General features: G+C 63.4%; 17 protein-coding genes. All 17 read right to left on the reverse strand.

Features of this window, described 5'->3' with window-relative positions:
* Positions 1 to 33 precede the first annotated feature (33 nt).
* On the reverse strand, positions 34 to 6069 hold the full coding sequence (locus ACB496_RS15305) for an invasin domain 3-containing protein (protein WP_371972977.1): 6036 nt from the start codon (positions 6067 to 6069) through the stop codon (positions 34 to 36).
* Between the two features lie 168 nt (positions 6070 to 6237).
* Positions 6238 to 7206, reverse strand: coding sequence for an EAL domain-containing protein (locus tag ACB496_RS15310; RefSeq protein ID WP_371972978.1), 969 nt, complete (start codon positions 7204 to 7206; stop codon positions 6238 to 6240).
* Positions 7207 to 7299: 93 nt separating this feature from the next.
* Entirely contained in the window at positions 7300 to 7845 is a 546-nt protein-coding gene (locus tag ACB496_RS15315; RefSeq protein WP_371972979.1) for a hypothetical protein, read from the reverse strand.
* Between the two features lie 14 nt (positions 7846 to 7859).
* Positions 7860 to 8504 carry a hypothetical protein gene (locus tag ACB496_RS15320; protein WP_371972980.1) on the reverse strand — a complete coding sequence of 215 codons (645 nt, stop codon included), beginning with the start codon at positions 8502 to 8504 and terminating at the stop codon, positions 7860 to 7862.
* A gap of 89 nt (positions 8505 to 8593) precedes the next feature.
* Entirely contained in the window at positions 8594 to 9058 is a 465-nt protein-coding gene (locus ACB496_RS15325; protein WP_371972981.1) for a hypothetical protein, read from the reverse strand.
* Positions 9055 to 9477: a CaiF/GrlA family transcriptional regulator gene (locus ACB496_RS15330; RefSeq protein WP_371972982.1), complete on the reverse strand. Its 423-nt coding sequence runs from the start codon at positions 9475 to 9477 to the stop codon at positions 9055 to 9057. The genes ACB496_RS15325 and ACB496_RS15330 overlap by 4 nt, the downstream gene beginning before the upstream one ends.
* Before the next feature lie 38 nt (positions 9478 to 9515).
* The gene (locus ACB496_RS15335) at positions 9516 to 9848 is read right to left on the reverse strand and encodes an ANR family transcriptional regulator (RefSeq protein WP_371972983.1); all 333 of its coding nucleotides are present in this window, start codon (positions 9846 to 9848) and stop codon (positions 9516 to 9518) included.
* A 142-nt stretch (positions 9849 to 9990) separates the two neighbouring features.
* Entirely contained in the window at positions 9991 to 10119 is a 129-nt protein-coding gene (locus ACB496_RS15340; protein ID WP_371972984.1) for a hypothetical protein, read from the reverse strand.
* The gene (locus ACB496_RS15345; protein WP_371972985.1) at positions 10116 to 10247 is read right to left on the reverse strand and encodes a hypothetical protein; all 132 of its coding nucleotides are present in this window, start codon (positions 10245 to 10247) and stop codon (positions 10116 to 10118) included. The genes ACB496_RS15340 and ACB496_RS15345 overlap by 4 nt, the downstream gene beginning before the upstream one ends.
* A 20-nt stretch (positions 10248 to 10267) precedes the next feature.
* On the reverse strand, positions 10268 to 11155 hold the full coding sequence (locus tag ACB496_RS15350) for a hypothetical protein (RefSeq protein WP_371972986.1): 888 nt from the start codon (positions 11153 to 11155) through the stop codon (positions 10268 to 10270).
* Positions 11156 to 11168: 13 nt separating this feature from the next.
* Entirely contained in the window at positions 11169 to 12110 is a 942-nt protein-coding gene (locus ACB496_RS15355; protein WP_371972987.1) for a phosphatase PAP2 family protein, read from the reverse strand.
* A gap of 18 nt (positions 12111 to 12128) precedes the next feature.
* Complete coding sequence (locus ACB496_RS15360) at positions 12129 to 12860, reverse strand: winged helix-turn-helix domain-containing protein (protein ID WP_371972988.1); 732 nt, start codon at positions 12858 to 12860, stop codon at positions 12129 to 12131.
* 17 nt (positions 12861 to 12877) lie between these two features.
* A complete protein-coding gene (locus ACB496_RS15365; protein ID WP_371972989.1) occupies positions 12878 to 13765 on the reverse strand; it encodes a MipA/OmpV family protein in 888 nt (295 codons plus the stop codon).
* A gap of 308 nt (positions 13766 to 14073) precedes the next feature.
* A complete protein-coding gene (locus tag ACB496_RS15370) occupies positions 14074 to 14424 on the reverse strand; it encodes a hypothetical protein (RefSeq protein WP_371972990.1) in 351 nt (116 codons plus the stop codon).
* A complete protein-coding gene (locus tag ACB496_RS15375) occupies positions 14421 to 14828 on the reverse strand; it encodes a hypothetical protein (RefSeq protein WP_371972991.1) in 408 nt (135 codons plus the stop codon). Before ACB496_RS15375 ends, ACB496_RS15370 begins: the two co-directional genes overlap by 4 nt.
* 121 nt (positions 14829 to 14949) lie before the next feature.
* Positions 14950 to 16614: a hypothetical protein gene (locus tag ACB496_RS15380; RefSeq protein WP_371972992.1), complete on the reverse strand. Its 1665-nt coding sequence runs from the start codon at positions 16612 to 16614 to the stop codon at positions 14950 to 14952.
* Positions 16607 to 16837, reverse strand: coding sequence for a hypothetical protein (locus ACB496_RS15385; protein ID WP_371972993.1), 231 nt, complete (start codon positions 16835 to 16837; stop codon positions 16607 to 16609). Before ACB496_RS15385 ends, ACB496_RS15380 begins: the two co-directional genes overlap by 8 nt.
* Positions 16838 to 17055 lie beyond the last annotated feature (218 nt).

The raw sequence follows: 17055 nt of genomic DNA on the forward strand, positions 1-17055 counted from the left end.
AGAGGCTTATTGAATTAAAATACAGACCGTCTTTTACTTAACGCATGCAACATAAACGTTATTACTGACAGGTCCCCAGTTAACCTGCCCGTCACGAAGATTGATCCCTAAATAGCCACTGCTCTGATAAGTTCCTGTCCAGTATGTCACTGCCATCGCAAAACCATATACTGTCATATCACCCCATTCACTCCACAGAGACCCCGTCTCACCTCGCATATTTTTGGAATATTGCTTAGTCTGACTTCCCCCCAGCTGTAAAGCATCAGGAAGTTGCTGCCCATTGTCAGTGCAATAAGCTGCTGCATCATTCCAGTTTTTTGCCTGATTTTGGACGGTAAACCAGTTATTTACAGCAAACCGGTAAATAATCTCTGTCCCCCCTGCTTTCGGCGTCGCCGTTATAATGACGGGCTCTTTGTCTCCTTCAGAAGTAAACGTTACCACACCATCTTCCACTGACACCCAGGGAGCACTTGAGTGCCAGTCATAATCCGTGACATTCTCCCCCTTTAGTTCCATTTTAAACTGAGCACCGACAAATCCTGTTTTTGGGAAACCGCTTGTCGCAGACCATGAATAACCATTCACCTGAATATCCTTTATTGCGCCCTTAAGTATCACCTCTTTACCCAGCGACTCCAGCGCCTGACCGTCAAATTCGGGTGTTACCGTCCAGGTACCCGCCTTCGTGCCAACCAGTGTTGTCGTGTAAACTCCCTCTCCCTCGTCCTCCGTGGCCGCCACCGTCACCTCGCTACCGTCCGGCACCCCGAAGGAGACCTTCGACTTCTGGCCCGTTACCGGATTACCGTACATATCCTTTGCCGTAAAACTCAGCTTCAACATAGACGCACCATCCGCGATAGTCATGTTGCCCTCCGGCAGGTCAAAGCCAGAATGAGCGCCATCCGCATCACCCGCCGTCAGCGTGACCTGCCGACTCAGTGCACCCACCTCCGTGCCGTCATACTTCGGCTTCACCGTATAAGTCCCCGCCTGCGTGCCGTGCAGCCGGGCCGTATAGATTCCCGGTGTTCCACTCTCCGTCGTCGCATCCACCGTCACCCCGGACGTCACTTCCTGGCTGCCGTCCCACACGCTGAAGGTCACTTTGTTCGCCACCCCCGTCACCGGGTTGCCGCTGACATCGTTTGCCGCGAAGCGCAGTGGCAGTGACGTCGTGTCATCAGCCACTACGCTCGTGTCACCCGGCAGGTCAAAGGTCGATGTTGCACCTGAGATCTCACCCGCCGTCAGCGTGACCTGCTGACTCAGTGTACCCACCTCCGTGCCGTCATACTTCGGCTTCACCGTATAAGTCCCCGCCTGCGTACCGTGCAGCTGTGCGGTGTAAATCCCGGGGCTCGCCTCTGTCGTTGCGTCCACCGTCACCCCGGACGTCACTTCCTGGCTGCCGTCCCACACGCTGAAGGTCACTTTGTTCGCCACCTCCGTCACCGGGTTGCCGCTGACATCGTTTGCCGCGAAGCGCAGTGGCAGTGACGTCGTGCCATCAGCCACTACGCTCGTGTCACCCGGCAGGTCAAAGGTCGATGTTGCACCTGAGACCTCACCCGCCGTCAGCGTGACCTGCTGACTCAGTGTACCCACCTCCGTGCCGTCATACTTCGGCTTCACCGTATAAGTCCCCGCCTGCGTGCCGTGCAGCCGGGCCGTATAGATTCCCGGTGTTCCACTCTCCGTCGTCGCATCCACCGTCACCCCGGACGTCACTTCCTGGCTGCCGTCCCACACGCTGAAGGTCACTTTGTTCGCCACCCCCGTCACCGGGTTGCCGCTGACATCGTTTGCCGCGAAGCGCAGTGGCAGTGACGTCGTGCCATCAGCCACTACGCTCGTGTCACCCGGCAGGTCAAAGGTCGATGTTGCACCTGAGACCTCACCCGCCGTCAGCGTGACCTGCTGACTCAGTGTACCCACCTCCGTGCCGTCATACTTCGGCTTCACCGTATAAGTCCCCGCCTGCGTACCGTGCAGCTGTGCGGTGTAAATCCCGGGGCTCGCCTCTGTCGTTGCGTCCACCGTCACCCCTGTGCCAGTCACCGTCTGATTATTGCTGTCCAGCACGCGGAAGGTCACCCGTGATACCTGACCCGAAACCAGATTATCGTGCGCATCCTTTGCCGTGAACTGTAGCCTCACCTCAGACTGGCCGTCCGCCGGAACCGTGCTGGTGCCTGTCGTCGCAATGGCCGAGCGAACACCGTCCATATCTCCGGCGGTAAGCGTCACTGTATTGCTGAGGGAATTCAGCGGCTGCCCATCATACTTCGGTATGACGAAATAGGTTCCCGCCCTCGTGCCGACCAGTGTCGCTGTGTACACCCCGGCACTCTCCTCTGTTATCGCCTGAATCGTCACCTCACTGGCATCTGCCAGACTGCTGTCCTGCACGCGGAAGGTCACCTTCGCCACCTGACCTGTTACCGGATTGTCGTACATATCCTTTGCCGTGAACTGCAGCGCCACCGGGGACGTACCATCCGCCACTACAGTGCTCTCACCAGGCAGAGTCAATTCCGAATGAGCCTCATCCACCGCGCCGGCACTCAGCGTCACTTCTTTGCTGAGCGACTCCTGCGCCTGACCCTCATATTCAGGTGTCACCGTATAAGTCCCCGCCTTCGTGCCGTACAGCATCGATGTGTACACCCCTGGCTCCGCTTCCGTTGTGGTGTCGATCGTCACCGCATTCCCGGCATCGATATGAGTGCTGTCCTGCACCCTGAAAGTCACTTTTTGTTCCTGGCCCGTCACCGGATTACCGTACATATCTTTTGCCGTGAAAGTCAGTTTTACCCGGGACGAGTCCCCCTGCCCGACGATATTGTCTCCTGACAGTTCAAAGTGAGATATTCCGCTGTCCACCTGCCCGGCAGTCAGGGATACCTGAACGCCATTCACGGCCATCGGACTCCCGTTATACAGCGGTTTCACCGTATAAGTCCCCGCCTGCGTGCCGTGCAGTTGTGCGGTATAAACGCCATTACCATTATCGTTCACCGTACCCACCGTCACCGCAGGAGAGGTCACCGCTCCCACGCCATCCTGCACGCTGAAGCTCACTTGCGACGCCACGCCCGTCACCGGGTTGCCATTTGCATCTTTTGCCGTGAACTGTAGCGTCACCTCAGACTGATCGTCCGCCGGGACCGTGCTGGTGCCTGTCGCGACAAAGGCAGAATGAGCACCGTCAATCCCCCCAGCCGTCAGCATGAAATCAGTCCTGAACGATTCCAGAGGCTCGCTGTCATACATCGGTCTCACCGTATAGCTTCCCGCCTTTGTGCCGACCAGCGTCGCCGTGTAAACGCCGGGGGTTGCCTCTGTTGTGGTATCCACCGTCACCCCGGTGCCGATCACCGGCTGATTATTACTGTCCAGCACGCGGAAGGTCACCTTCTGCGCCACGCCCGCCACCGGGTTGCCGTTCGCATCCTTAGCCCTGAACTGCAGCGCCACCGGGGACGTACCATCCGCCGCAACCGTGCTCTCACCAGGCAGTACAAATTCCGACTGAGTCTCATCCACCGTGCCGGCACTCAGCGTGACATTTTCGCTGAGCGACGACAGCGCCTGGCCGTCATACTCTGGCGTCACCGTCCAGGTTCCCGCCTTCGTACCACTCAGCGTTGCCGTATACACCCCGTTCCCTTTCTCTGTCGTGGCACCTACCGTCACCCCGCTGTCGGCAGCCATGCGCAGGCCGGCATTCGGGCCGCTGCTGTCCTGCACGCTGAAGGTCACGTTCTGCGCCTGCCCCGTCACCGGATTACCGTACATATCCTGTGCCGTAAAACTCAGGGTCAGCGTGGATGTCCCGTCCGCCGCAACAGTCCTGCCATCCGGCATCCCAAAGAGCGATGTCTTGTCGTCTACCTCGCCGGCCGTCAGCTCAACACCGGTGCTGAGCGAACCTACCGGCTGACCCTTATACAACGGTGTCACGGTATAGTGACCCGCCTTTGTGCCGTGCAGCGTCGCCGTGTAAACCCCGGGCTCGCCTTCTGACGTGGCACCTACCGTCACCGCCGGACCGGTAACGGGCTGACTGTTGCTGTCCAGTACGCGGAAGGTCACCTGAGATGCCTGATCCGTCACCGGACTATCGTTCACATCTTTTGCCGTGAAGCTCAGTTTCAACGTGGAGATATCATTGGCTGAAATAGTGTCGGTGTCTGTTGTGATGACTGAACGGGTATCACTCAGACCTGTCCTGCTGATGGCGATCCTTGCCGGGCTCAGGGTCATACCGAAGACTTCCGGCGTCAGAAGAATAGTTTCTTCATCCATGCCTGCCGTCACCGTCACTTCATAGACACCCGGTTCTTTTTTACTCACCTCTGTCAGTGTGGCTGATTTCAACCTGTCAGGCCTGATGTTGATTGCCGTAACCGGTGCGTCCACTGTCTCGCCCTGACTGTCTCTGAGCGTTAACGTCAGGAGCTGATTGCTGCGTCCATCGGCCGTAAGTGTGCTGTTGGGTGGCATAAAAGTGCTGCTGGTTTGACTGACGACCGGTGCGTGAACGCTTATCTGCGTCTCACTGGTATTCGATCGGCGCCCCTTCCTGTCAACAGCCACACCGGTAAGAATATAGTTATTGACCCCCTGTACAGACTGGTAAACAGGAAGGATGACACTGTAGTTCTGCGGATCGTCCTGAGTGATCTTCCCTCCCGCAGCCAGTAAGGCCGGTGCTGACCAGTCAATACGCTCCAGTCCGTTATGGCTGGTGACGGATACACCCAGTGATTTTTTCTCCCCGGCGTAACCGGTCACCAGCGACGCAGTACGCAGGCGGATGTCATCCTTCCTGCGATACTCCAGTATGATGTTGTTATTGCGCTCAACAAAATCGTGACGGCTACCCGCCAGGCTTCGCATCACAGCCACCGCATCAGGATCAACCTGCTGCCCCCAGGGCGTCCCCGGCTGATAACGCAGCTCCAGACCAAAACGGGTGTCGTTTTCACCGGCCTTGCCCTGACGTTGTTCGGTGGTCAGTGTGACCAGGGGTACCGGCGTATAGTCCAGTCCGAAGGTGAAGGCATGCGGATCCCGCTGACGATTGTCCTTACCAAACAAGGCTACGTCGTTCCCGTAGTACTGCTCGTACATCAGTTTTCCGCCCAGTTGTGGCAGAGCGGGTAGCCAGGCCTGTGTGCGCAGATCCCACCCGTCAGCCGGGCGCTCCTCATAGCCGTCCAGATCGGGGGAGTTTTTCCAGTTGGTCAGACGCAGGTAACTGTTGGCCCCCAGTTTCAGATAGTCGCGCCAGTACTCCATCCCCACGCCCGCCCGGGCATGGTCACGCGACAGGTCATAATCCACGAAGGTGTTTCCGCCGAGCATCCAGTCATCACTGAACCAGCGGACACCGAACCCCAGGTTAGACTGGGTGCGTTCATCTGTACGGTGAAAACTGCCCTGAGTGAAGGCAAGCAGCGTCTGTTGCTCATAGAGTGGCATCAGCAGGTCGAACTGGGAGTTTTTCAGCGAGAAATCCCTGTCGGTATCCAGCTGTACGCGCGCGGTCCCAAACTGCGCCATCCACTTCTGCACTTCACTTGTGGCGGCACCTGTCGCCATGCCGCGAGCCATTGCCGCCGCAGCATCCGCACCGGGATCATTTGACAGGAACGCGCCCGCCTGCGACGCAATGCCCGCAACCTGTGCGGCCTGTCCGTCACCAGGCGACTGACGATTCTCAGGCTGACTGCCCGGCGTCACGGAAAGACGTGGAACATCCAGCTCATCCCCGGGCCGGAGTTGTTCAAACTTATGGGCAAACGTACGAAACTGGTTGAGTTTACGTAATTCAACCAGTGTGATACCGAACTTTCTGGCAACGGAATCCGTCGTTTCGCCCGCATCCAGCGTATAAGGTTGCGTCTGCTGAGTGACCAGCGCCCCTGCATCATGCGATGGCGCTTTTGCCGCCGCGTGGGCGGGCATAAACGTCACCGCTGAAGGGGCCAGGAGCTGCAGACAAATATTGATCCAGGCACACACACGAATGTGGCATGGCGGTATGTTTCTCATTTTAGTGTTCATAAGTTACCTTTTCATCGTTTGGCCGTGCCACTCGCATAGACTGGCACCTGCCGCCTAGTTCACCCTCTGCACATCACTCAGTTGCCCCTCATGCTTTATCACCGCAGAAAGCCGTCCCGGGGGACATAACCGTCGCCCGTCTCTGTAACAGGCCCGTTAATGTCGCTGCATAAACACCCCTGTCGCCAGACAGGCGACCAGCCCTTCGGCCTGCACCGGCGGAGAAAAATAGTAGCCCTGCTGCTCGCGCACGCCGTGGGCCAGCAGCCATTCGTGCTGGGCCCGGGTCTCCACCCCTTCGGCCACCACTTCAAGCGACATCAGCTGTGCCAGGCGGATAATGAGTTCCGCCTGTGACACTGGCGTGGAGTGCAGGTCGCGCACGTGGCTGCGGTCCAGCTTCAGGCCGTCCACCGCCAGCATGTCCAGACCCGACATCCCCTGATGTCCGGTCGCAAAATCATCCAGCATGACCCGGATACCTGCCGCCTGGAGGGCCCTCAGCAGGCCCGCCCCGCCCGGAACCTGTTCAAAGACCACCCGCTCGGTCACTTCTGCGGTGACTTTCAGGGCTTTCCCCCGAAACAGCCATTGCAGGCGCTGGCAGTCCCGCAGGAAGGTGTGACTCCCCGCATGGGCCGCACTCAGGTTCACCGCCACATCAAAACCCGGTGGCAGCCAGACCTGCATGTGCGCCAGGTCACGGCGTACCTGCCGCATCAGCAATCGGGTCAAAGGAACGATAAGCCCGCTTTGCTCGGCAAGCGGGATGAAGCGCGCCGCGCCACGGATACGCCCGTCCGGGAGATGCCAGCGGGCCAGCACTTCACAGCCGCAGACCAGCCCCTGCTGGCCGCGCACCACCGGCTGATACCAGGCCTGTATTTGCCCCCGGGCCAGCGCCCCGCGCAGCCGGCGAGTCCGCCAGGCCGTCCAGGTGATTTTCACCGCCCCGGCCCGCAGAACCAGCAGCAGAGCCGTGCACACCAGGCTCAGCAGAACCCGCAGGTGGCCCGCATCGCCGGTGAACCATACCGCTCCGCTCACCAGCGTCAGCAGGGAACCGGCGATAAGCCAGAACCCTGTTACCTGAGCCGGGGTACGCCCCTCATTGGCTGTTCTCATGTTCTCTCCTGTCAGTCTCCGCTATCCGGCACGCACCGCACCGGTACCCACTCACCGGGGCTCAGCCTCAGCGTCGTCACTGGCGTATCATCTTCAGGCGCAGCCCTTTTCTCTTGCGGGATCATCGCCGTCCTCCGTTTCCACTTTCATGCGTCCCTTCCACACGATCCGCGCACGCCACAGGCGGGCACGGGTCTGAGGGTCATAGACACTCCACCACAGCGGCTCAGCAGGCAGCGTCAGCCAGCCGGGCCTGATGGCCCCATCCATCACCAGCTCCAGGCGCAGTACCGTCGGCGGTGCCTCATCACCCTGTCGTATTCCGTTGCGGTCCAGGGCCGCCCGGACTGTCAGCCCCGGCAGACTGGTGTCCAGCAACACCCAGTCGCGTCGCTCACCCGACCGGGTACCCAGGCTGCTGTCTCCCGCAGGCGTACCGGGGGGCAGCGGCAACGTGACACTGCCGACGACCGTGCCCAGGGGCAGGCTGCAGTCCACCCGCAGCCGTGCGTGCGGGTAATGCCAGAGTATGGTGTTCTCCTGCGCCGCCAGCCGACCGGCGTATACCACCGGGTGATGCATCCCCGCCATCAGCAGCGGCAGCAGTATCAGGGCTGTCCTGCAGGCTCTGCTCCTCATTCCCTCTCCTTTATTCACCGGAGACCCGTTTCTGGCCCCAGCTTGCGCAGGCCGTGATGGCGCTGCGCGTATAGTGCGCTGACCGACAGTCCGGTCCGCTGCGCCATATCCCGTATTCGTTCCCCGGCCAGTACTGCGCTCACCACCTCCAGCTCACGCCGGGTGAGGCCGGAGGCCAGGGTGTAGCTCTCCCGCCCTCTGAGGGGGTGGGCCCCCGGGGGGAAGGTCCCCCACATCAGGTCCACGATGTCCGCGAGCGGACTGCGCACATCCAGGGTCCACACCGCCTGCAGACTCTGTGTCCGTCCGGTCAGGTGCAGCAGGGTGCCGTACAGCCAGGGCATCGGCTCGCGGGTGAGCAGGGTCACGGGAAGGGTATCTCCCCGGACCTGCAGGTACTCCCCGAGCCGGGCCACCTGCGCCAGTCGTCCGGCCAGGTCACCGCCGAGGTGGCATATCGCCCGACTCACAGGGGCCGGCGGGCCCGCCAGGGTGTGGGCATCCTGAGTCAGGAGATGAACCGACAGCCCCCGGGCCCGGGCCAGGCTTTCCAGTCCGGCCTGGGTGTAGCGACAGTCAGGAAGCAGGCCCACCCGCCCAGGGCAGAGTGTGAGTGCGTTCCGGTCCTCTCCGGGCCGCTGATACTGGTCATCCGTCATCGTGTCACTCCGTCAGATCCCAGACCGCCAGCCGCTGCGCGAGAGCAGCAATCCGCACCAGGACAGCGTCCGTTCATCGTTATCGGTCATCATTCTGTCTCTCCCGTCACCAGGTCTGCCCGGTCAGGCAGGAACGGTACGCCTGCACCGCCCTCCTCACCCTCTTCGTCTTCCGCCGGGATGCCCAGCACGTCATACCAGCTCTGTGGAGTGACATCCGGCTGCACTTCGGTGAGCCGGTTGTTCATCAGCATGTTGTCCACCCGCTGAAACAGATGGTCCACGCTGCCCCGGTCCCGGCTGCAGAGCAGCATCAGGCCAAGTCCCGCCAGCAGCAGCGGGATAAGCCAGTCACGAAAGTACCGGGACTCCGCGTCTGCGGCGCGGGCACGGCGACGCCACCAAAACGTCAGAAGGACCCACAGCACCAGCAGAAAGAGCAGGGTCATACTGCTTCTGACCAGCATCATGACCATGCCGGACCAGGGGGGCTGACTCAGGGCCAGTAACGGGGCCAGAAGAGCATGGCCAGCTACCACCCAGCCCGGACTCATGCCACGCCCCCTGAGCTGCGCCTCCCCAACGCCAGGTCCCGCAGCGCAGAAGGAACTGCTCCTGTATTGCGCCGCCGACGGGGCGTCTTTTGCGAGGCCCCTCCCCGCGCAGGCATCGCAGCCACATGAATACTCAGCACCTCCAGAGTGGCCTCGCGTATTCCACCGCCTCTGACCGTCACCTGCCGGCGGGCCTGCACCACATCCCCGCGTCGTCCGGTGATGTAGAGCATGAGGTCGGCCGCCTGGCGTTGCGGAATATCAAAGGCCCGGGCAATCGCATTGCGTCCCACCGGGCCCTTCATGTCCATACACCATTGCGCCACGCGCAGCCACAGGGGCAGACTGGCCGCATCGCGGGCCAGTTCATCAGGCCCGGATGCAGACGTCACACCGGATGCTGTTGTCAGGTTCTTCATTCGTTTCTCCTTCTGTTTCGGGCCGGTCTCTCCTGGCCTTAACCCACCATGACCGCCCGGTCCGCCGCTGTGCGCGGTGGATGCGGCGAGCGGGCATACATAAGGCACAGGGTCAGACGCGACTGTGACCAGTCCACATCCACTCCGCGCGCCGTTTTCAGCGCCTCCCCCCAGCTCTCGGCTGCAGCGGTATAGCGCCCCTCTCGCTCGTGCCGGGCTGCGGCAGCGGCAAATTCCAGATAGCGTGCCCGCTCATACCGGCGCAGCTCCGTCAGTTCGCCGCCCTCAGCCAGCACCATGCTCAGTGACCGCCTTCCAGGGCGGGCCACGATGTCTTCTTTCAGTTCCGTTTTCATTCTTGTCTTCCTCATTGCGCCGTTCTGACTCATCACGGCAGCATCATTAACACCAGCGCCCGGGTCACCCAGGCCGCACCCAGTAACCAGAGCACGATCCCGGCGAGCAGCCACCATTTCTGTCGCATACCGCCTCCTGTCTGTGTGTCGAGGCCGCTCAGGACAGAAAGACCACTTCCGCCAGCGCGATAACCGTACAGAGCGCCGCCGCCAGCAGCAGACAGAAAACCAGGACGGCACGGTCTGTCAGGCGGCCCTGTCGGTTTATCTGTGCCTCCCGCCTCATGCCGGCACCAGCACCCAGGCCACCAGGGCCGCGACCATGAGAACGGTCATCACGTACGCCGTGTGCCCCCTCCGCTCGCGCCGGCAGGCCCGGTGCTGCTGTTGTTGCTGTAACTGTTGCATCTGCATATCTGCCTCCTGATGCCGGCTCAGAACCGGCCGCTGATGCCCAGCAGTGGACCCTGCTGGACCATGTCGTACACGAACCCGTCGTGGCGGTAGTTCACCCCCATCGCCCGGTACCCGGCCGCCGCCTGAAAGCCCGGGAGGAACTCCCAGCCAAGCAGTGCCGCCGCATCCCAGTCGGCACGGGACTGCCCGGCCCCGGCCATGCCCCACCCCGACAGCCAGACGGACGGCGCAAGGGCGTAACGCCCGCGCAGGCCGGCCATCAGGTCAGCCCAGGTGGCACTGTCGCTGCCACTGGTGCCGCCGGCGTCACCGCCGTGCAGGCTGAGCGTGGTGCTGCTGTACCAGACCCGGATACCGCCGGCCGCGTCAAGACGCAGCGCCGGGTCATCGAGCAGGGCATACCCGCCCCCGAGAAACGCGGAGAAGGTCTTGCTGTCGGTGTTGAGGTGTTTCGCCGGGGCGCCTTCGGGCAGACGGGTTTTGGTGGTGGTGTCGATGTACATCACGTCCGCCAGCAGGCTGTACGGCCCGAAGCGGGCCTCCCCCATGGTCATCGCCGCCACGTCAAGGTCGCGGGCAATGTCACGGAAGTCCGACTTCACGAACTGGGTCCCGGTCGACTTGTGGCCCACGTTGCCGCGGATACCCGCGCCCCACAGGTAGGGGGCGACGGTGAAGTGCCACTGCGGTGCGGGCTCAGGAGGTGCTGATTCAGGGGCCGGGGATGCAGCCAGGGTCTGTTCCGGGGTGGCCGGCTCAGGCGTCACGGTCTGAGCCGCCAGGGCCTGCGGGGCCACGAGGGCCGCCAGCCACAGGGCGGACGTTGCGAGTCCGGCTGTGGTACCGCTGCGCGCTGCGCACAGGCGGGTGCGCAGGGACTGAAGCTGAAGATTCAGGGTCTGCATGATTTGTCCTTCCTCAGTGCTGCGTCAGGGAGAGGGCCACGCGCTCGGCGGCGCAGTCCTGTCCGGGTTTGATGCCGTGCTGCGCCGCCGCGGCCACTTCGCGCTTCGCGGCCGCCAGGTCGGCGATGAAGTCCTTGTTGCCCTGCAGGGTGGCGACGGTGGCCGCGCCCATCAGGCGTCCGGCGTCCACGTCGCTCTGCCAGTGGGCGTTACAGATAACCCGGCTCTGACCGAAGGCCAGCCCGCGGGCCAGCACCTCTGTGGCGCGCTCAGGCTGCACCTCCGCCAGAATCAGTCCCCAGGCCCAGCCTGCCGCCGAGTGACCGGACGGCCAGGAGCCGTCGGTGCGCAGCAAAGGCTCCATGGACGGCTGACAGGTCCCCTCCCCGTGCACCACGAACGGACGGGTGCGGTTCCAGGCGTTCTTCCCGGCATAGGTCGAACCACCCGCATCTGAGAGCACCCGCTGCATCAGGGTGTAGAGGTGCGGGGTGGTTTTCTCGCTGATGTCAGTCCCGATTGCGCAGGCGAAGGTTTTCGCCGGGGCCGGGAACTCGAGCTCCGCATCGCTCGCGGCAAGCTTCTCGCGCGCCGAGCCTTTCAGGGACATTGCGGCGTGGTGCGCCTCCTCGTCGCGGGCCAGTGCCGCCGAGCCGTCTGCCGGTGGCGCGCCCAGCAGGGCCAGGCGCAGGGGCAGGCTTGCCGGCGCCAGATAGCCCGGCGCGAGCTTAAAGTGCGGGTCGGTCACCGTCGGGGCAGCGCCCGCCGGCGGGGTGTCTGCGGCCTGTGCCAGGCCCGGGAGCAGGAGTGCCGCCAGCGGGGCCAGCCAGGCCAGGGAAGTCAGTTTCGGCGCTGCGTTCAGCGTCGGTGTCAGTGTTGTGTTCAGCGTCAGGGTCATCGCGGTGTTCCCTCTCTGGTGTCTGTATGGTGTGTTTTTCGTTTTTGCGTTTTTCATTCAGGGCCCTCCTGCCGGTTACCCGGTGCGGCGCACCGGCGGGGTACGCGCATCGCGGATATCCAGCATGTAGCCCCGGCCACGGCAGGTGCTCAGCCGGCCCCGGACCTGCGGGAACCCGGCCAGCCGCTGGCGCAGGCGGCACAGGATGGTCTCCAGTGACCGGTAGCGCCGCTCATCCACCTGCCCTTCCGGGCAGAACTGCATCAGGATGTCGGCCCGGCTCAGGACCTGGCCGTGATGGCGGACCAGCACTTCCAGCACCCGGAACTCAAACCCGGTCAGGAACACCGGTTCGCCATCGATGGTCAGGCGGCGCTCACCGGTCTCAAGGCGCAGGGGCGGGCAGTCCAGCACCTCACTGCGGTACCACCCCAGACGCCGGCGCACCATCGCCTCCACCCGGGCGACCAGCACCCGGATATCGCAGGTGTCGTCATGACAGCCATCTGCCCCGGCGCCGAGCACCGCCCGCACGGTGTGCGGTGTGGCCCCCGGCATCACCACCATCACCGGCACGCCCGGACAGCGGGCCCGCCAGGCAGCAATAATGGCCGGAGCGCGCAGGGCGAGACGCTCCGGCAGGTCCAGCAGCAGCGCATCCGTGCGGCGCTCCTGCAGCCAGAAGGGGCTCACATCCCGTGCCGCCTCCGGGCCACAGGGGGTCTCAGACACACTCCCCCGGTCCGCGCAGACCACGGCAAAGTGGTGCGCGAGCAGGTGGTTGTCCGTCATCAGCAGATAGCGCATACCGGCCTCCGGAGGTATCAGAAGGTGTAGAGAGCGTTAAGGAAGGCCCCGGCCCCGACGGTGTCATCCGTCAGCGGACTGTGGCGGGCCCCGGCGACCAGGGAGTACACCTTCAGGCCGCCCTGCAGGGCGACCTGCGGCTTCAGGTGCCAGGTGACAGCGGTCTTCATCGTCACATCGCGCATCCCGCCTCCGGCGTGGTACTCACTGAAATCACTGCGCGCCGCCTGGCGCCCGGTCACGCCAAAGCGCGCCATCATGTCGTGGCTGTCGCTCCAGGTGCCGTACAGGGACGCATCGAGGGTGAGCGCCGCCGAGAGCGGGAGGGAGCTTGCTGCACCCACTTCAAGCCAGGAAGTGTGCCCGAGGTCATCCCCACCGTAGTCCCGGCTGCTCGCGGCCTGCATGCCGCGCACATACAGGCGCCCGACCGGCAGGCGCAGATAGGCTTCCGCCCCCACGAGTGCGGTGCTGTCGAGGTCGCCCATGCCGCGCAGGTGATGGTTATTCCCGCCCAGATAGCGGATTTTTTCCTTACGGCCCGGGTCGTAGCCCAGCAGGAACGCCAGGCCGACAGTGGAGACGTCCGGCAGGTCCCAGCGCAGCCCTTCCGGGAACGAGAGCGTGAAGGTGCCCCAGTTGTCCGACGGCAGCACCGCCTTCGCGGCGAGCGACGGGAATGGCTCGTAGCGCGATGAGCCCTCGTAAATCGGGTTCACCGCCAGGCCGCCGCCCACGGTGAGGGAAGGACCGGTCTGGGCGGCAGACGGATGCACCGCCACCGGCGTGCCCGTGGCTTCATCGACCGGCGCGGCGGCCTGCGCCTGCATGACACTCCCGGTCCACGGCAGCAGGAATGCGACGCAGAGCGCGCGGCGCAGGGAAATTCGATATTTTTCTTTCATGTACCTCTCTCCTTACGGGACTGTCCGGCACCCCGTATTTGTGCCTTTGGGTCGTTGCGCGCAGGAAATACGCGCACCGGGATATAAAATATAAAAACCCGTTTATTTACAATTAGTTATGCGCGGACATTTGTTTAATCCACCCCAGCACCAGGCTGAAAAAGGGCGAAGGGTGCCCGCGCGGGGTGGTCGTCTTTTTTCGACACACCCCACGTGCTTTTTTTTGTTGCTACCCCTTACGCCCGCTGAAAAACAGGCGACAGCAGGGTCATACCCGACGGGACGGGGTCAGGCCGCCCCCCCCTCACTCAGGCCGCTGCGCGACCTCCACAGGTGAGCGTCAGCAGACCGGCAGGGAGCTCTCCGGACGACTCACCCAGCAGACCGGACTGCGTCAGGGGGCCCCGCGCAGCCCCCCTCAGCCAGGCAAAGTCCCCCGCCGCCATCCCGCCACCGTCCAGCACACGGCTGAGCCGCCGGGCCGCAGCCGGGTCGCCGTGACAGGCACCGGCGCGCAGCCAGGACACCTGCTCACCGAGCTGCTCCAGCAGGGTCGCCGGGATGACCACCGTCGGCGGCACCGGTGCCGGCCGGGGCGCTGAACAGCCCGCCAGCAACAGGGTGAGCAGCACACCAGCCACGCCGGTCACCGCCTTCATTTATCGCCCCCGGCCCGAACTTCACCGCCGTTTGCCTGAACCAGCAGCACATCAAAGAGCGTGTTATGTACGGACTGGCACTGCCCGGTCAGGCGCGCCTGATACAGTTTGTCCATCACCGAACGCATTTCCTGGTTCAGCTGGTCACGCTGCAGCAGGTAGCGCACAGCCCGGGTCATCTCGGCATTGAGCGCGCGGGCCTGACGGTCATATCCCGCCTGGTCCACGTTTTTCAGGGTGTTCAGTTCATTCAGGCACACGTCCATGCGCTGACCGTACAGCGAATCCATGGCCGCTGAGTGCCCCGCTCCCGCCGGGGCGGCATCCGTCGCCGCCTGTACATTGCCGGCCATCAGCCAGCCCAGCAGCAGACTCACTGCCACACCCGTTCCTGTTTTTGTCATTTCTTTTATCCTTATGTGTTGATGCTCAGGGTTCTGACGGGCAGGTCCTGCCCGGTATTCCCGGCCGGCCGACGTGAGGACCCGCCGGAGCAGGCCCCCACGCCCTGACCCACCGGTAAAGTCATCCTTTGGGTGCCCGGACCGGTCCGCGGGCGACCGCATTCCCCTCACTCACCACGCCCGTGGTGGTGATGGTGTACTGCATCAGCGACCACGGGTAGACGTCCGCAGGCATCGCCTCAGGCGGGTAGATATCCGCCCCGAAGCAAACCACCTCCATCACGGAGCCGACCTTGCCGAGGGCGATCGCATCCCGGACGATGGCCGGCAGGGCCGGCCCAAAGTCAAAGGTGATGTCCCGGCGGTCGGTAATCACCCGCCCGTCCAGCAGGCTCTCCTTCAGGGAGCCCCGGATACTCATTCCCGCTTTCGGTGCAACGGTTCCGGCTCTTTTGCGCAGGAAGAGGACACTGCCATTGCGTTTCACCAGGGCTTTCGAGGCCGTCATCTTCTCCAGGCGGTCCATGCCGGTGGCAAAGCGGGCACGCTCACGTGACTCCAGCTCCGTACCATACTGTCCTGCCAGGTCGGCAAGCTGTCCGTCAGGAAGCGCCGGGGTACCGGCGACGCCATCCTGCAGCCCCGCCATAAAACTGGTCTGGTCTGCAGCAAGTCCGAGTGTGGTCTGGACGACCCGGGCCCGGCGGACCATGCCCGCAATCTGCCAGCCGCTGACATAGGCCTCTTTCTCCGCCGCGGTGTCCGGGGCGTGACGGGCAACCGTAACCGGCCCGGCTGCAGGGCCGGCAGCGGTGGTTTTTTTCGCCACTTCCACCTTCAGGGCATCCCGCTCACGGGTCAGCGCCAGCGCCTTATCATTCAGGGCGGCCAGCTCCCGGGTTTTGCTGTCGAGCGTCTGCTGCACATCAGCCAGCGACCGGACACTGAGCTCAGCCTTTTTCAGGGAAGCATCGCGGGTGGCCAGTTCAGCCCTGAGCTGCTGCTCCTTCGCCTGTGCGTCTCCCAGGCTGCTCTGCGCAACATCCCTGGCCTGCACCACGTCCTTCAGCTGGTCTGCGGCACCCGCCAGCTGCGACGTCATGTCGCGCCGGATATCACCCTGCACCTTTTCGGCCTGCCCGAGCGCCGCCTGCAGCCCGGTGACCTGCGCGTTGAGGGCGTTCACCGCGGCCTCGCGTGCGGCAATATCCGCCTGCGCTTTCTCCTCCGCTTTCACAGCCTGCCCGCCCCGGGCGACCAGCATCGCGGCCTGACGCCGGGCTTCATCCCGCTCTTTCACGGCTCGCTCCAGCGACACCTTCAGGTCACTGACCTGCCGGCCCAGTCCGTCAGCCTGCGCCTGACCTGCCGCGGCAGCCTTCTCCTGCTCGCGACGCTGTGCAACGGCCTCCGCCAGTGCCGCCTTCAGCCGCTGGACATCCGCATCAGGCGGGGTGGTGCCCGCCCCGGGAGCACGTTCACCATGCCCCGCCGGCGCACTCCCTGCAGCCTGCGCAGCGGACACAGTGGATTTCGGCATTTCAGGGTGGGAACGGGTATCCCCCGGATGCCGCCTGTTCGCAGACCGCACCTTACCCGGGCCCGGTGTCTGGTGCGACTCCGGGGCCGGGGAGTCCGGCACTTTCAGCCCGCGCAGTCCCTCCAGAAATTCCAGCCCTTCCATCTGGGCCGCGTACCCGGGCGGGCTCATCACGAGACCCAGGGCAACCAGACCAGTTGACAGCACACTCCGGGCGCGGCGCAGGGACAGCCATCCGTCAGTCACGCCCGCCTCCGCTCACTGGCACCTGCTTTTTGAGGACCGACAGCAGCGCCTGGTTGACGCTGTTACACGCATCATTCACCGCGTACTCGTAGAGAGGAGTCACAGTCGAAGCCGTACCCGGCGACAGTTTCTGTGCCATCGGCGAGTAAACCTGTGCCGCCCGGATGTTGCGGTACAGCATGTTTACCAGATTTTTTTGCGCCGGCGTGCCAAGCTTGTTCAACTGCTCTGCCTCGTACACGCAGACCGACAACGGCCCGGTGGCAGATCGTGTGTCGTGCGGCGACCCGCTATGCACCGCGCCGATCTCCTCTGGTGGCGTATACGTGGAGGATGAGGTTGAGGACGAAGCCATTGGCCGTGGCGTCGAGGTGGTGCCCGGCCTCCCGTGGTTTGCAGTTGTGCCATCCGAGCCCGTGGCCCGGTGGTCGGCGCACCCAG

Origin of the sequence: Lelliottia nimipressuralis, from assembly GCF_041464075.1 — a bacterium.
Classification (GTDB): Bacteria; Pseudomonadota; Gammaproteobacteria; order Enterobacterales; family Enterobacteriaceae; genus Enterobacter; species Enterobacter nimipressuralis.

Bases quoted from the DNA above. Each gene is read 5' to 3' on its own strand.
- ACB496_RS15305 (WP_371972977.1), bottom strand. From the start codon at position 6,069: ATGAGAAACATACCGCCATGCCACATTCGTGTGTGTGCCTGGATCAAT.
- ACB496_RS15310 (WP_371972978.1), bottom strand. From the start codon at position 7,206: ATGAGAACAGCCAATGAGGGGCGTACCCCGGCTCAGGTAACAGGGTTC.
- ACB496_RS15315 (WP_371972979.1), bottom strand. From the start codon at position 7,845: ATGAGGAGCAGAGCCTGCAGGACAGCCCTGATACTGCTGCCGCTGCTG.
- ACB496_RS15320 (WP_371972980.1), bottom strand. From the start codon at position 8,504: ATGACGGATGACCAGTATCAGCGGCCCGGAGAGGACCGGAACGCACTC.
- ACB496_RS15325 (WP_371972981.1), bottom strand. From the start codon at position 9,058: ATGAGTCCGGGCTGGGTGGTAGCTGGCCATGCTCTTCTGGCCCCGTTA.
- ACB496_RS15330 (WP_371972982.1), bottom strand. From the start codon at position 9,477: ATGAAGAACCTGACAACAGCATCCGGTGTGACGTCTGCATCCGGGCCT.
- ACB496_RS15335 (WP_371972983.1), bottom strand. From the start codon at position 9,848: ATGAGGAAGACAAGAATGAAAACGGAACTGAAAGAAGACATCGTGGCC.
- ACB496_RS15340 (WP_371972984.1), bottom strand. From the start codon at position 10,119: ATGAGGCGGGAGGCACAGATAAACCGACAGGGCCGCCTGACAGACCGT.
- ACB496_RS15345 (WP_371972985.1), bottom strand. From the start codon at position 10,247: ATGCAGATGCAACAGTTACAGCAACAACAGCAGCACCGGGCCTGCCGG.
- ACB496_RS15350 (WP_371972986.1), bottom strand. From the start codon at position 11,155: ATGCAGACCCTGAATCTTCAGCTTCAGTCCCTGCGCACCCGCCTGTGC.
- ACB496_RS15355 (WP_371972987.1), bottom strand. From the start codon at position 12,110: ATGAAAAACGCAAAAACGAAAAACACACCATACAGACACCAGAGAGGG.
- ACB496_RS15360 (WP_371972988.1), bottom strand. From the start codon at position 12,860: ATGCGCTATCTGCTGATGACGGACAACCACCTGCTCGCGCACCACTTT.
- ACB496_RS15365 (WP_371972989.1), bottom strand. From the start codon at position 13,765: ATGAAAGAAAAATATCGAATTTCCCTGCGCCGCGCGCTCTGCGTCGCA.
- ACB496_RS15370 (WP_371972990.1), bottom strand. From the start codon at position 14,424: ATGAAGGCGGTGACCGGCGTGGCTGGTGTGCTGCTCACCCTGTTGCTG.
- ACB496_RS15375 (WP_371972991.1), bottom strand. From the start codon at position 14,828: ATGACAAAAACAGGAACGGGTGTGGCAGTGAGTCTGCTGCTGGGCTGG.